This is a genomic window from Cupriavidus sp. SK-3 (assembly GCF_000611145.1).
Classification (GTDB): Bacteria; Pseudomonadota; Gammaproteobacteria; order Burkholderiales; family Burkholderiaceae; genus Cupriavidus.
On the sequence record NZ_JFJV02000102.1, the window covers coordinates 1 to 12528 of the forward strand.

The following is a 12528-nucleotide window of genomic DNA, read 5'->3' on the forward strand; positions in this document are numbered from 1 at the left end:
TTGGGGGCGCTCCACACGGCTACCAATCGTTGGTTTGGCGGGCTCGCTCCTGCGAATGGCAGTCCTCTCGCCCAGGCGGGATGGGGCGGGCGTTCCTGGACCTGTCCTGCCTATTGCGCCGGCCGCTTGCGGCGCGCGTTGTCCAGGTCCTTGCAGACGACTTCCGCGCCCTGGGTGATGCGCGGGCCGGCCCGGTTGACCAGGTCGCCGTCGATGGCGTACAGGTTGCCGCGCGCTACCGCTGTTACCTGTTTCCAGCGTTCCCACATGGCGAAGTCGGGCAGCGGGCGGTCGGATCGGGTCGCGCCCATGCTGGCGGTCATCATCACTTCGGGGTTGCCGGCGACCACGGCTTCCACCGATACCGTCGGTACCAGCAGGGATTCGTTGGCGAACAGGTTGCGCCCGCCGCAGAGCGCCAGCACGTCGCTGATCAGGTGCTGCCCGCTGAGGGTCATCAGCGGTTGCTGCCAGACTTGGTAGAAGACCGTTACCGGCGGCCGTGCGGCGTAGGTCTGGCGCAGTTTGTCAACTTGCTGGCGGAAGCTGGCGGCGGCGCCGTTGGCGGTGGATTCGGTGCCGAGCAGCACGCCAAGCCTTTCGATATTGCTGGGAATGCCCTCCAGCCTGCGCGGTTCGCTGTAGAACAGCGGCAGGCCGAGTGCGCGCAGCCGGTCGGTCTGCTTTTGCGCATTGCCGTGGCGCCATACCACGATCAGGTCCGGCTTGAGCGCGGCGATGCGTTCGAGATCCAGTGCCTTGTTGTCGCCTACGCGCGGGATGTCGCGTGCCTGCGGCGGGTAGTCGCTGTAGCTCACGGTGCCGACGATGCGCGCCCCGCCGCCGGCGGCGTACAGCATCTCGGTGACATGTGGCGCCAGCGAGATCACGCGGCGCGCGGGTTGTTCCAGCGTGACGGTTTGCCCGGCATCGTCGACCACCGAGACGGCGGCGCCGGCGTTGCCGCAAAGGCCGGTGCCCAGCAGTGTTGTCAGGACCAGCAGGGAACGGGCAGTCATCGGGATAGGGATCATCGGGGTTGTGTCGGGGAAGGTGCCTGTGTGGAGCCGTCTTGATGCATGTCCATGGACATCGCGGCGCATGCGGATGCCAGCGCCGCGTCGAGCCATTGCCACGCTGCTTCTTGCGCCGGGGGCAATCCCAGCCGCAGGCTGGGCGTGGCATCGACGCTGGCCGGTGCGTCGAACAGCCGCGTCCATACGCCTTGCCGCGCAAGCGTGTCGTGCAGCAGCGCCGCATCCGCGCGCGGCACCCAGCTGAACAAGGGGTGGCTCACCGGCGCCAGGCCGTGCGCGCGCAGCATCGCCGCGAGCCGCTGGCCTGCTTGCCGTAGGTGCTCGCGCGTGGCGGCCTGCCAGTTGTGGTCGGCCAGGGCCAGGCGCGCCACCGCGCGCGCCGGGCCGGCCACGGTCCAGTGCCCGAGCTGTTCGGCCAGCGCCGCCAGCAAGGCGGGCTCCGCCAGCACGAAACCGCAGCGCACGCCGGCCAGTCCGTAGAACTTGCCGAGCGAGCGCAGGACCACCAGGCCGGGGAGATCCGAGCGCGCGGCCAGCGACAGCGCGGGCGTGCAATCCATGAAGGCTTCGTCGAGCAGAAGCGTGCCGCCGCGCGCCGCCAGATCGGCATGCCACGACAGCAGCGTGTCTTGCGTGAGCGTGCGCCCGGTGGGGTTGTTGGGGTTGACCACCACCAGGTGGTCGAGCCGCGCGGCAAGGTCGCCGCGCGCGAAATCCGCTTCGGCCAGCGGCATAACCTGATGCCCGGCGCGGGCGAAGGCGGGCGCGTATTCGCTGTAGCCCTGCGCCGCCACGCCGACGCGGCCCGGTTTGAGCAATTGCGGCAGGGTGCGGATGGCAGCCTGCGAGCCGGCCACCGGCAGGGCTTGCGGCGCGCAGTACGCCTGCGCCGCAAGCTCCGCCAGGCCGTCGCCGTCCTGCGGCAGCCGTTGCCATGCGTCGGCGGGCAGGGCCGGCACGGGATAGCCGTCGGGATTGATGCCGGTGGAAAGATCGAGCCAGTCTTCGGCTGGCCGGCCGTAGCGGCGCACGGCGGCGAGCAGGTCGCCGCCGTGGCGGATCGGTGTACTCATGCGATGCCGTATTGGAGGAGGGCGGCGCTGGCGCCGGCGGCGGCCAGCCATAGCCAGAGCGTGCGTTGAACCAGCCGGAGGCAGGCGTGCACATCGGCGGCGCCGGGTGCGCGTCCCTCGCCAAGCGGCGGACGCTCCTCCCATTCGCCGTGGTAGCGCGCGGGCCCGCCCAGTGCCACGCCGACGGCGCCGGCGCCGGCGGCCATGACCGGGCCCGCATTGGGGCTGGACCATGCCGGCGCCTGCGCCCGCCAGCAGCGCAGCGCTTGCACGGTGCGTCCGAGCAGTGCGTAGGAGAGCGCGGTAAGGCGGGCGGGCGCGAGGTTGAGCACGTCGTCCAGGCGCGCGGCGGCCCAGCCGAAATACAGCAGGCGGGGCGTGCGGTAGCCCCACATCGCATCCAGCGTATTGGCAAGGCGGTAGGCGATCACCGCCGGCGCGCCGCCCAGCAGGAACCAGAACAAGGCACCAAAGATGGCGTCGTTGCCATTCTCCAGCGCCGATTCGCAAGCGGCGCGGGCCAGCGCCTCGCCGTCCGCGTCGGCGGTGTCGCGCGAGACGATGCGTGCCGTGAGCTGGCGCGCATCGGCGAGATTGCCTTGCGCCAGCGCCCCGGCGATCGGCGCGATATGCTGGGCCAGGCTGCGCGCGCCCAGCGCGGCGTAGAGCGCCAGTGCCTGCAACAGCCAGCCCAGCACCGCGCTGAACTGCGTGGCGGCATGCACCAGTACGCCGGCCAGCGCTGCCGGCGCCAACACCATCAGCGCCCAGGCGGCCAGGCCGGTGAGCCGCTGGCGCAGCGGCGCGCCGCCACGGTTCAAGCGGCGTTCCAAGGCCGCAGCGAGGCGGCCGAAACCCACCAGCGGATGCCAGCGGCGCGGCTCGCCCAGCCACTGGTCAATCAGCACGCCGGCTACGGCGGCGGCCACGCAGGCGGTCCAGGTAAAGTCGGGAAACGGCCACCACGAAAGCAGCGAAGACAGCATCAGCACGCCGGGTCGGCGCCTTTCACGCTGACGGGAATGCCTGCCACCAGCAGCCGCACGCGGTCCGCGGCGGCGGCCAGCTTCTGGTTCAGGCGGCCCAGTTCGTCCACGTAGAAACGGGTGATGGCGCCCATCGGCACCACGCCGAAGCCGATCTCGTTGGAGACCAGGATGACGTGGCCGGGCAGGGTGGGCAACGCAGTCAGCAGCGCGTCGATTTCCTCGGTGAAGGCGGCCGGCGGCGTCACCAGGCCATGCTCGGGATAACTGCGGGCGTCGAGGAACAGCAGGTTGTTGAGCCAGAGCGTAACGCAGTCGACCAGGATGCAGCCATTGTGGGTCGCGTGCGCGTACAAGGCGTCGGCAAGGTGCAGCGGCGCCTCGACCAGGCCCCACTCGGCCGGGCGCCGGGCGCGGTGCAGCGCAATGCGCACCTCCATCTCTTCATCGGCGCTGTTGTCGTCGTGGCGCGCGGTGGCGATATAGGTGACGGGGCCCCCGGTGGCCGCGGCATGGTCGGCCGCCATCTGCTCGGCAAAGTGGCTCTTGCCCGACCGTGCCCCGCCGAGCACCAGCGTGAGCTGGCGTGCGCGGCCGGCCGCCGCTGCGGCGTGCGGCGCGGTCGCGGCCTGGGGCGAGCGTTCGCCGGCCGGTGCGTGGATGGTTGCGCCGACGGGCTCGGTGGCGGTGGCGGAGGCATGTGCCGGGATCATCCGGGTATTGTAGCGGGCGCATCCATGGATCGCACGCCCGCAATGGCGCGCGCAGGACCGCCGGGAAGCACGCCGGTGCGATAATCCCACGATGCAAAAAAATCTCTCCGAAGCCACCGCGCAGGCGCTGCCGGGTGGCTTGCGCGGTACCTTGATGGTGCAGGGCACCACCTCCGACGCCGGCAAGAGCACCCTGGTGGCAGGCCTTTGCCGGGTGCTGGCCCGCGCCGGCGTGCGCGTGGTCCCGTTCAAGCCCCAGAACATGGCGCTCAACAGCGCGGTCACCGCCGACGGCGGCGAGATCGGGCGCGCGCAGGCCTTGCAGGCGCTGGCCGCCGGGCTGGCGCCGCATACGGACATGAATCCGGTGCTGCTCAAACCCAGCAGCGATACCGGCGCGCAGATCATCATCCATGGCCAGGCGCGGCTGGATCTGGATGCGCGCGCCTATCACGCCTACAAGCCGGTGGCGATGCAGGCGGTGCTGGCCTCGCACCGGCGCCTGGCCAGCGCCTACGAGGTAGTCATGGTGGAGGGCGCCGGCAGCCCGGCGGAGATCAACCTGCGCGACCGCGACATCGCCAACATGGGTTTTGCCGAAGCGGTCGACTGCCCGGTGGTGCTGGTGGCCGACATCGACCGCGGCGGCGTGTTCGCCCACCTGGTAGGCACGCTGGACTGTCTGTCGGAATCCGAACGCGCGCGCATCAAGGGCTTCATCATCAACCGCTTCCGCGGCGACATCGCGCTGCTGACGCCCGGGCTGGACTGGCTGGAGGCGCGCACCGGCAAACCCGTGCTGGGCGTGCTGCCCTACCTGCATGGCCTGCACCTGGACGCCGAGGACGCCATCATCGGCTCGCAGTCGGCCAAAGAGGGCGAACTGCTGCGCGTGATCGTGCCGGTGCTGCCGCGCATTTCCAATCACACCGATTTCGATGCGCTGCGCGCGCATCCGCAGGTGGACCTGGGCTTCATCGGCCCTGGCATGCCGATCCCGCCGGCCGACCTGATCGTGCTGCCAGGCAGCAAGAGCGTGCGCGCCGACCTGGCCTTCCTGCGCGCCAATGGCTGGGAGCCGGCCCTGCGCCGGCACCTGCGCTATGGCGGCAAGGTGATCGGCATTTGCGGTGGCATGCAGATGTTGGGCCGGCGTGTGGACGACCCGGCCGGCAACGAGGGCACGCCCGGCAGCAGCGAAGGCTTCGGACTGCTGGACTACGAGACGGTCCTGGCGCCGCACAAGCAGCTGCGTGTGGTGAGCGGCCGGCTGGCCTTGGAGGACGACAGCGAGGCCGCCGTGCAAGGCTACGAGATTCATATGGGCGTGACCACCGGCGCGGCGCTGGCGCGCCCGGCGCTATGGCTCGAAGGCGAGCGCCCGGACGGCGCGCAGTCGGAGGACGGCCAGGTGCTGGCCTCCTACGTCCACGGCCTGTTCGACCGGCCCGAGGCGTGCGGCGCGCTGCTGCGCTGGGCCGGGCTGGCGCGGGCCGAAGGCGTCGACCTGGCCGCGCTGCGCGAGGCGTCGCTGGAGCGGCTGGCCGACACGCTTGCCGCGCATCTCGACCTGGGCGCCTTGCTGGCGCCCTTGCAAACTTAGCCGCTGGCCGGGCCGCCCGCGCGCGGCAACTGCTAAACTCGCAGGCGGGTCCGCTCCGCCGGGGCCCGCTTACGACAAACGGCAAGGCCGTGGCGGAACCCGGAGCGGCGCGCCCGAGGGCAGCGCCGCCATGGAAAGCCATTGCGGAGACACCCATGCCTGTAGTTGTGATCGCCAATCCCAAAGGCGGCGTAGGCAAGACCACGCTGGCCACCAACCTGGCGGGCTATTTCGCCAGCGCCGGCCATGCCGTGATGCTGGGCGATACGGACCGCCAGCAATCCTCGCGCGCCTGGCTGGGTTTGCGGCCGGCCTCGGCGCCGGCCATCCGCACCTGGGACATCAGCTCCGACCAGATCGCACGTCCGCCCAAGGGCACCACCCATGTGGTGCTCGACACCCCGGCCGGCCTGCACGGCTGGCGCTTCAACGACGTGATGAAGCTGGCCCACCGCGTGGTGGTGCCGCTGCAGCCTTCCTTGTTCGATATCCTGGCCACCCAGGATTTCCTCGCTCGCCTGACCGACGACAAGCGCGTGCGCCACGGCGAGGTGGAGGTTGGCGTGATCGGCATGCGGGTCGACCTGCGCACCCGCTCGGCCGAGCAGTTGCAGCGCTTTGTCGCGGACCTGGGGCTGCCGGTGCTGGGTTTCCTGCGCGATACGCAGAACTACGTGCAGCTGGCCGCGCACGGGCTGACCTTGTGGGACGTGGCGCCATCCCGCATGGCGCGCGACTGGGAGCAGTGGCAGCCCATCATCGGCTGGCTGGAGCAGCCCGCCCTGGCTAAGCGCCCAGCCGCCTGAGCAGGGCGTCCACCGACGGCCAGCTGACGCGGCGTACGGTCACGATAAGGCTGGCGCCGGGAAACGCATCGTCGAACGGTTCGCTTTCGATGCCGTCCAGGCGCCGGTAGAACTCGCGCGCCTGGGTGTTGCTGTCCAGCACATAGAGGAAGAGCGGCTGCCCGGGCCATCCGCTGGCCGCGCGCCGCGCGCAATGCGCGAACAAGCGCTTGCCGAGGCCCAGTCCATGCCATTGCGGCAGCACATGCAGGTTGTCCAGGTACACGCCGAATTGCGGCTCGGCTTCCGGTTGCAGGCAGGCAAAGCCGGCCGGCTCGCCATCCACGCGGGCGAGCGTGACCTCCAGCGGCCCCTCGGCGCCATCCACCAGGCGTGCCCGCCAGGCCCGCAGGCGCTCGGTCGGCACTTCCCGTTCCAGGTAATCCGCCGGCAACTGGCCCTGGTAGGCGTGGCGCCAGCTTTGGGTGTGCAGGCCGGCAATCAGCGAGGCATCTTGGGCCGCGGCGGGCAGCAATTCGATCGATCTGGGCATCTTCAGGGCAGGAATGCGGGGCCGGCGGTGGCCGCGCACGCCATTCTGCCGCAATCCGGTGCGGCCCCGCCACAGTCTTGCTCCCGTCACGCGCCGGCTTGTAACGCCTGATAGAATCGCGAATCTTTCGCATTCTCATTTTTACTGGCGCTACGTATCCATGCGTTGCCAGCCTGTGATGCGTAATACATAACCCCCCCAAATCTGCTCTCTGCCTCCCATGGTCACCGGCCGCCTGCGCGTTGTCATCGTCAAGATTCATCTCTACATCGGCTTAACGCTGGGTTTGCTGTTCGTCATGCTGGGCCTGACCGGCACCGCCATCGCCTGGCGCGACGAACTCGATGCGCTGCTCAACCCCGGATTGCTGACCGCCTCGGCCGAGGTGCCGCTGCCGGTCGCGCCGGCGACGGTACAGGCGGCGACCGACAAACTGCAGGCCGATCCGCGCTACGGCCGTCCCGGGCTGCTGATGCTGCCGTCCACGCCGCACGAGGTGTTCGTGGCCTGGTATCCGCTCAAGGGCGCGGATGCCGGCCGTTCGCGCCAGGTCATGGTCGATCCCGTCACGCTGGCGGTAAAAGGGGAGCGGGTCTGGGGTGAGCCGGGGCTGTCGCGCCCGCTGCTGATGCCCACCTTGTTCCAGGTGCACCATTACCTGCTGTCTGGCGAGACGGGCCGGACCATTCTCGGCATTGCCGGCATGCTGCTGCTGGTGATGGTGATTAGCGGTGTCGCGATGTGGTGGCCCAAGCTCAAGCCGCGCGCGGTGTTGCATGCCTTTCGCATCACGCACGGCGGCTCCTGGTCGCGCTTCAATTATTCGCTGCACCGCGCGGGCGGCATCTTCGCGGCGCCGGTGCTGGCTACCATGGCGTTTTCCGGCTGGTACCTGGACCTGCCCAAGTGGGTGACGCCGCTGGTGGCCGGCGTGATGACGGTGACGCCACCCGGCAAGCCGGCATCGGCGCCTGTGCCCGCCGGAACGCCGCCGCTCGGCGCGGCGCAAGCGGTCAGCGCGGCCCAGGCGCTTTACCCCGCCGCGCAGGTCACGCGGGTGAGTTTCCCGCGCAAGGCCGGCGATCCCTTCGAGGTCCGCGTGCGCCAGCCCGGAGAGGTCCGCCAGGGCAGCGGCGCCACCCGGATCTGGCTCGATGCCCACACGGGCAAAGGCCTCGGCGTGCGCGATCCGATGGCCGCGCCCGCCGGCGATACCTTCCTCAACTGGATGTACCCGCTGCATACCGGTGAAGCCTTCGGTTTGCCGGGGCGGATCTTTATCTCGGTGTTCGGGCTGGTGCCGCTGCTGTTCGCCGTGACCGGAGTGCTGATCTGGTGGAAGCGGCGGCGCGGGCATCGGCGCCATGTGGCCCGGACGCTGCAACGCGCCGGGGTGCGGACCGCCTGACCGGGCCGGGTCTGCCCGGGCGGTGCCCCGGCAGGGCCTTGAACGACAAAAAGAGAAGCGGCCCTGGGGCCGCTTCTCTTTGCTGCGGGGTAGGTGCGGCGCCAGCCGCTCCCGGCGTCAGATCTCGAGATTGTCGATCAGCCGGGTAGCCCCCAGCTTGGCTGCCGTGAGGATCACCAGCGGCTCGCCCGCCACGTATTCCTCGCGGGTCGGCGGCTGCAGGTCTACCTGCTTGCGGATGGCAATGTAGTCCGGCTTCCAGCCGCGCGCCTGCAGCGCAGCCTGTGCATTGGCCTCGATCGCGGCCAGGTCGGCGCTGGCGCTGTTGGCGGCCAGCACGGTATTGCGCACGTCATGCAGCGTCTTGTAGAGCACCGGTGCCTCGGTGCGCTCGTCGGGCGTCAGGTAGCGGTTGCGCGAGGATAGGGCCAGGCCGTCCTCGGCGCGCACGGTCTCGGCCGGCACGATGTCGATCGGCAGCGCGAACTGGTTCACCATGCGGCGCACGATCATCAGCTGCTGGTAGTCCTTCTTGCCGAATACCGCCACGCGTGGCTGCGCGCACGAGAACAGCTTCATCACGACCGTGCAGACGCCTTTGAAGAAGCCGGGGCGGAATTCGCCTTCGAGGATGTCGCCGAGGTCGTGCGGCGGCTCCACGCGGTATTCCTGGGGCTCGGGGTACATGTCCCGCTCAGTCGGCGCAAACAGCACGTACACGCCTTCCTTCTGCAGCTTCTCGATGTCGTCTTGCAGCGTGCGCGGGTACTTGTCGAAATCCTCGTTGGGACCGAACTGCAGCCGGTTGACGAAGATTGACGCGACCACCGGGTCACCGTGCTGGCGCGCCAGGCGCATCAGCGACAGGTGGCCTTCGTGCAGGTTGCCCATGGTCGGCACGAAGGCCGCCCGGTTCTGTCCGCGCAACTGGTCCCGCAACTCGTGAATGGAGGAGATGACTTTCATGAAGTTGGTGTGCTGGTCGTGGTAGGAATGACCCTGGCGCATACGCGCGCCCGAAAAGCCGGTCTGGTGCTCTTGGTGGCGCCGACTGTCGGCGGATTGTAGAGCATGTGGCCCGAGGCGGGCGCCGCTATCGGTGCGGCCTAGCTGGGAATGTACGCCAATCGCACATAAATCGGCGCAAACGGCTCGGCCTGGGTGATCTCCACCAGGGCTTCGCGCGAGAGCTCCAGCATGGCGATGAAGTTGACCACCACAACCGGCACGCCCTTGCCGGAGCGCACGGCTTCGTCGAAGAGCTCGCTGAATTCCATGAAGCGCGTATGCTGCAGGCGCCGCAGGATATGGCTCATGTGCTCGCGCACCGACAATTCCTCGCGCGATATCTTGTGGTGCTGGTTGAGCCTGGCGCGCTTGAGCACGTCGGCCCAGGCGGCCTGCAGGTCCACGACCTCGACATCGGGAAAGCGCGGCGCGAGGCTTTGCTCGATATAGACCTGCGAGTGCAGGAAGTCGCGCCCGAGCTGTGGCACCTGGTCGATGCGCATGGCCGCCAGCTTCATCTGCTCGTATTCGAGCAGGCGGCGCACCAGTTCGGCCCGGGGATCCTCTTCTTCCTCGTCGCTGTCGCTTTTCTTCACCGGCAGCAGCATGCGCGACTTGATTTCGATCAGCATGGCCGCCATCAGCAGGTACTCGGCCGCCAGCTCAAGATTGCTCTTGCGGATCTGGTCGATATACGTGAGGTACTGGCGCGTCACTTGCGCCATCGGGATATCGAGGACGTTGAAGTTCTGCCTGCGGATCAGGTAGAGCAGCAGGTCCAGCGGCCCTTCGAACGCTTCCAGGAAGATTTCCAGCGCATCCGGCGGGATGTACAGGTCCTGGGGCAGCTTGAACAGCGGCTCGCCATACAGGCGCGCGAAGGCCATGCCGTCGACGGCGGCCGGCGTGGAGTCCTGTCCGGGTGCCACGCTGGGCAACTCGATCGGCGGCTTCAGCTTGTCCTGCTCGCTCTGGTTCATCTAGGGGCGGGCGCTCGAGGGGGCGGGTACGGCTTCAGTCCAGCGAATAGACGTAAGGCTTCTGCGCCACGCGGGAGGCGTCGGCGCGGGCACGTTCTTCGAGATTGATCGGGCTCTTGTCCCACAGCAGGGCGCGGCCCTGGCGTTGTTCCGCTTCCAGGGAAGGGCGCTCATCCTTGAGCGACTTCAGGAACTGGGTGATATCCGATTCGTAGAGAGCCATGACGGGAAACAGTGGGGAATTGTCGAACGAGCCCGGATTTTACCGTATTGGCAGGGTCAGTAACGGGATTGCACGCGATTCCACCATTTTGATCCCACGCCCCTGATGCGCGGCCGCCTGGGGGTGGTGCCTGGGGGTGGTCTTTTTGGCGCCATCGGGCAGGCTGGCCGCCCGGGTGTGGTCAAATATCGACTTTGCGTGACGTGCACCAATCGATGAGGATGGATCCAGGGCCCCCGCGTACCATGCTTGCCGGCTTTGTCGCCGCCTCCGGCGCAGAGCCGGGGGCCGTGGCCGCGCTGCGCCGCCTGGCGCGTCCGTTGCTGGCGGCCCTGGCGCTGTCCGCGGGGCCGGCCGCTGCCGCCTACAACGTCGAGGTGGAGGCGCCCAAGGCGATCAAGGAAATCCTGCAAGACCACCTGGACCTGTCACGCTACAGCGCGCGCGACGACATCTCGCCGGACCAGTTCAACTACATGGTCGAGACGGTTGGCGAGCAGGTCCGCCAGTTCACCTCCACCGAAGGCTATTTCGATCCGCAGACCACCGCCAAGGTGGAAGGCAGCGGCGATAAGCGTACCGTGACCATCACGGTGGACCCTGGCGCGCGCACCGTGATCCGTGCGGTCGACGTTAGCGTGAGCGGCCCCGCCGTCACCCAGTCGCCGGAGCAGATTGCCGAAATCCGGGCCAAATGGGGCCTGCCGGTGGGCGAGCCGTTCCGGCAGGGGGGGCGGGGCNAGGCGGACTGGTCCAAGGCCAAGGACGACGCCCTGGTGGAGTTGCAGAGCCATACCTACTACGGCGCCCGCATGACCGGCTCGCAGGCGCGCGTCGACCCGGACGAACATGCTGCGGATCTGAGCGCGCGTTTTGCCAGCGGCCCGGCATACCGCATGGGACCGCTGAAGATCAGCGGGTTGCGGCGTTATCCCGAGCAGATCATCCGCAACGTCAATCCGCTGTACGAGGGCGAGCCGTACCGCGTGGAGCGCTTGCTGGAATTCCAGCGGGCAATCCAGAACCAGCCCTATTTTTCCAACGTGCAGATCGACCTGGGCCAGCAGGAGTCGACGGATCAGGGCAAGGTGACCGAGGCGGGCACGGCCAGCAATGCCGAGCCAAAGGTCGACATGAACGCCGACAAGGTCACCGTGCCGGTGTATGTGCGCGTGCGCGAGTATCCCGTCAACCGGCTCTCGAGCGGCGTGGGCTACACCACCGATACCGGCGCCCAGGTCGAAGGCCGCTATTCCTATTACAACCTGTTCAACCGTGCCTGGGTGTTCGATTCGCAGGCACGCATCGAGCAAAAACGCCAGTACGTTTTCGCGGAGATGGCCATGCCGCCCGATAGCAGGACGTACCGCAACAGCGTCTACAGCAGCTACGAACGCACCATCGACCTGGAAAGCACCGACCTGACCAGCCTGCGCACCGGCCTGAAGCGCTCCCGCTCGCGGGAGAATTACGACACCACCATCTCGCTGGACTATTACTACGACAACCTGCAGCCGTTCGGCGAGCCGAACCAGCTCAGCCGGGCGCTGGTGCCGGCCTTCGCATGGACGCGGCGCGACGTGGACAACCCGGTGTTCCCGCGCCGCGGCAATGTCATCAATACGCAGGTTGGCGTGGCGGCCCAGCACGTGCTGAGCGACGAGACCTTCTTCCGTGTCTACGGCCGTATCCGCCAGTACATCCCGGTGGGCAAACGCGACCTGGTGGTGGCCCGGCTGGAACTGGGCGCCGATATCACCAGAGGCGACGTCACCAAGGTGCCGGCCTCGCTGCGCTTTCGCGCCGGCGGCACCGATTCGATCCGGGGCTACAGCTATCAGTCGATCGGCACGCGCGACGGCGCCAGCGTGCTGCCCGCCAAATACCTCGGCACTGCCAGCCTGGAATACCAGTACTGGTTCCTGCCCGACTGGGGCGCCGCGGTTTTCTGGGACGTGGGGACCGCCACCGACAACCTGACGGGCGTCAAGCTCTATAACGGCGTGGGTATCGGGGCGCGCTGGCGCAGCCCGGTCGGGCCGGTGCAGCTCGATATCGGCTACGGCATCCAGCAGACGCAGTTCCGCCCGCATATTTCACTTGGAGTTGCGTTCTGATGGCGATGCGACCCTGCCGGCAGGCCGGCGCCTCCCGTCCAC

Annotated in this window: 12 protein-coding genes and 1 pseudogene; 5 read left to right on the plus strand and 8 right to left on the minus strand. The window is 68.5% G+C overall.

The genetic code is table 11. The features are described from left to right. Positions 1-110: 110 nt before the first annotated feature. Genes CF70_RS10050 through cobU form a run of 4 tightly spaced genes read right to left on the minus strand, consistent with a single transcriptional unit; the run spans position 111 to position 3809 of the window. The gene (locus tag CF70_RS10050; protein WP_051648231.1) at positions 111-1019 is read right to left on the minus strand and encodes a cobalamin-binding protein; all 909 of its coding nucleotides are present in this window, start codon (positions 1017-1019) and stop codon (positions 111-113) included. Positions 1020-1030: 11 nt separating this feature from the next. Beyond that, the gene (gene cobD / locus CF70_RS10055; protein WP_051648233.1) at positions 1031-2110 is read right to left on the minus strand and encodes a threonine-phosphate decarboxylase CobD; all 1080 of its coding nucleotides are present in this window, start codon (positions 2108-2110) and stop codon (positions 1031-1033) included. Continuing rightward, a complete protein-coding gene (gene cbiB / locus CF70_RS10060) occupies positions 2107-3096 on the minus strand; it encodes an adenosylcobinamide-phosphate synthase CbiB (RefSeq protein WP_051648247.1) in 990 nt (329 codons plus the stop codon). The genes cobD and cbiB overlap by 4 nt, the downstream gene beginning before the upstream one ends. After that, the gene (gene cobU / locus CF70_RS10065) at positions 3096-3809 is read right to left on the minus strand and encodes a bifunctional adenosylcobinamide kinase/adenosylcobinamide-phosphate guanylyltransferase (RefSeq protein WP_081862112.1); all 714 of its coding nucleotides are present in this window, start codon (positions 3807-3809) and stop codon (positions 3096-3098) included. Before cobU ends, cbiB begins: the two co-directional genes overlap by 1 nt. 154 nt (positions 3810-3963) lie before the next feature. Between cobU and CF70_RS10070 the strand changes: the two genes are divergently transcribed. Then, on the plus strand, positions 3964-5412 hold the full coding sequence (locus tag CF70_RS10070; RefSeq protein WP_035864063.1) for a cobyric acid synthase: 1449 nt from the start codon (positions 3964-3966) through the stop codon (positions 5410-5412). A gap of 155 nt (positions 5413-5567) precedes the next feature. Continuing rightward, on the plus strand, positions 5568-6218 hold the full coding sequence (locus CF70_RS10075; RefSeq protein WP_035863724.1) for a ParA family protein: 651 nt from the start codon (positions 5568-5570) through the stop codon (positions 6216-6218). Here the strand turns inward: CF70_RS10075 and CF70_RS10080 are convergent. Then, positions 6199-6750 (minus strand): GNAT family N-acetyltransferase, encoded by a 552-nt coding sequence (locus tag CF70_RS10080; protein WP_035864065.1) that lies wholly within the window; start codon positions 6748-6750, stop codon positions 6199-6201. The genes CF70_RS10075 and CF70_RS10080 overlap by 20 nt on opposite strands. A gap of 220 nt (positions 6751-6970) precedes the next feature. Here CF70_RS10080 and CF70_RS10085 point away from each other — a divergent pair, with 220 nt between their 5' ends. Next, a complete protein-coding gene (locus tag CF70_RS10085) occupies positions 6971-8158 on the plus strand; it encodes a PepSY-associated TM helix domain-containing protein (protein ID WP_035863725.1) in 1188 nt (395 codons plus the stop codon). A gap of 117 nt (positions 8159-8275) precedes the next feature. On the opposite strand, the gene panC is transcribed toward CF70_RS10085, so the two are convergent. The 3 genes from panC to CF70_RS10100 form a co-directional block, all read right to left on the minus strand. Continuing rightward, positions 8276-9124 (minus strand): pantoate--beta-alanine ligase, encoded by an 849-nt coding sequence (gene panC / locus CF70_RS10090; protein ID WP_035864067.1) that lies wholly within the window; start codon positions 9122-9124, stop codon positions 8276-8278. 140 nt (positions 9125-9264) lie between these two features. Next, on the minus strand, positions 9265-10146 hold the full coding sequence (locus tag CF70_RS10095; RefSeq protein ID WP_035863726.1) for a segregation and condensation protein A: 882 nt from the start codon (positions 10144-10146) through the stop codon (positions 9265-9267). 34 nt (positions 10147-10180) lie between these two features. Next, positions 10181-10369 carry a DUF3460 family protein gene (locus tag CF70_RS10100; protein WP_035863727.1) on the minus strand — a complete coding sequence of 63 codons (189 nt, stop codon included), beginning with the start codon at positions 10367-10369 and terminating at the stop codon, positions 10181-10183. 215 nt (positions 10370-10584) lie between these two features. Here CF70_RS10100 and CF70_RS37635 point away from each other — a divergent pair. After that, a partial coding sequence (locus CF70_RS37635) for a POTRA domain-containing protein (protein ID WP_304413166.1) occupies positions 10585-11109 on the plus strand: 525 nt, incomplete at its 3' end. A gap of 1 nt (position 11110) precedes the next feature. Continuing rightward, positions 11111-12486 (plus strand): annotated as a pseudogene (locus CF70_RS10105) (autotransporter assembly complex protein TamA); the annotation flags it as partial. Between the last annotated feature and the right edge of the window lie 42 nt (positions 12487-12528).

Bases quoted from the DNA above. Each gene is read 5' to 3' on its own strand.
- CF70_RS10050 (WP_051648231.1), bottom strand. From the start codon at position 1,019: ATGACTGCCCGTTCCCTGCTGGTCCTGACAACACTGCTGGGCACCGGC.
- cobD (WP_051648233.1), bottom strand. From the start codon at position 2,110: ATGAGTACACCGATCCGCCACGGCGGCGACCTGCTCGCCGCCGTGCGC.
- cbiB (WP_051648247.1), bottom strand. From the start codon at position 3,096: ATGCTGTCTTCGCTGCTTTCGTGGTGGCCGTTTCCCGACTTTACCTGG.
- cobU (WP_081862112.1), bottom strand. From the start codon at position 3,809: ATGATCCCGGCACATGCCTCCGCCACCGCCACCGAGCCCGTCGGCGCA.
- CF70_RS10070 (WP_035864063.1), top strand. From the start codon at position 3,964: ATGGTGCAGGGCACCACCTCCGACGCCGGCAAGAGCACCCTGGTGGCA.
- CF70_RS10075 (WP_035863724.1), top strand. From the start codon at position 5,568: ATGCCTGTAGTTGTGATCGCCAATCCCAAAGGCGGCGTAGGCAAGACC.
- CF70_RS10080 (WP_035864065.1), bottom strand. From the start codon at position 6,750: ATGCCCAGATCGATCGAATTGCTGCCCGCCGCGGCCCAAGATGCCTCG.
- CF70_RS10085 (WP_035863725.1), top strand. From the start codon at position 6,971: ATGGTCACCGGCCGCCTGCGCGTTGTCATCGTCAAGATTCATCTCTAC.
- panC (WP_035864067.1), bottom strand. From the start codon at position 9,124: ATGAAAGTCATCTCCTCCATTCACGAGTTGCGGGACCAGTTGCGCGGA.
- CF70_RS10095 (WP_035863726.1), bottom strand. From the start codon at position 10,146: ATGAACCAGAGCGAGCAGGACAAGCTGAAGCCGCCGATCGAGTTGCCC.
- CF70_RS10100 (WP_035863727.1), bottom strand. From the start codon at position 10,369: ATGGCTCTCTACGAATCGGATATCACCCAGTTCCTGAAGTCGCTCAAG.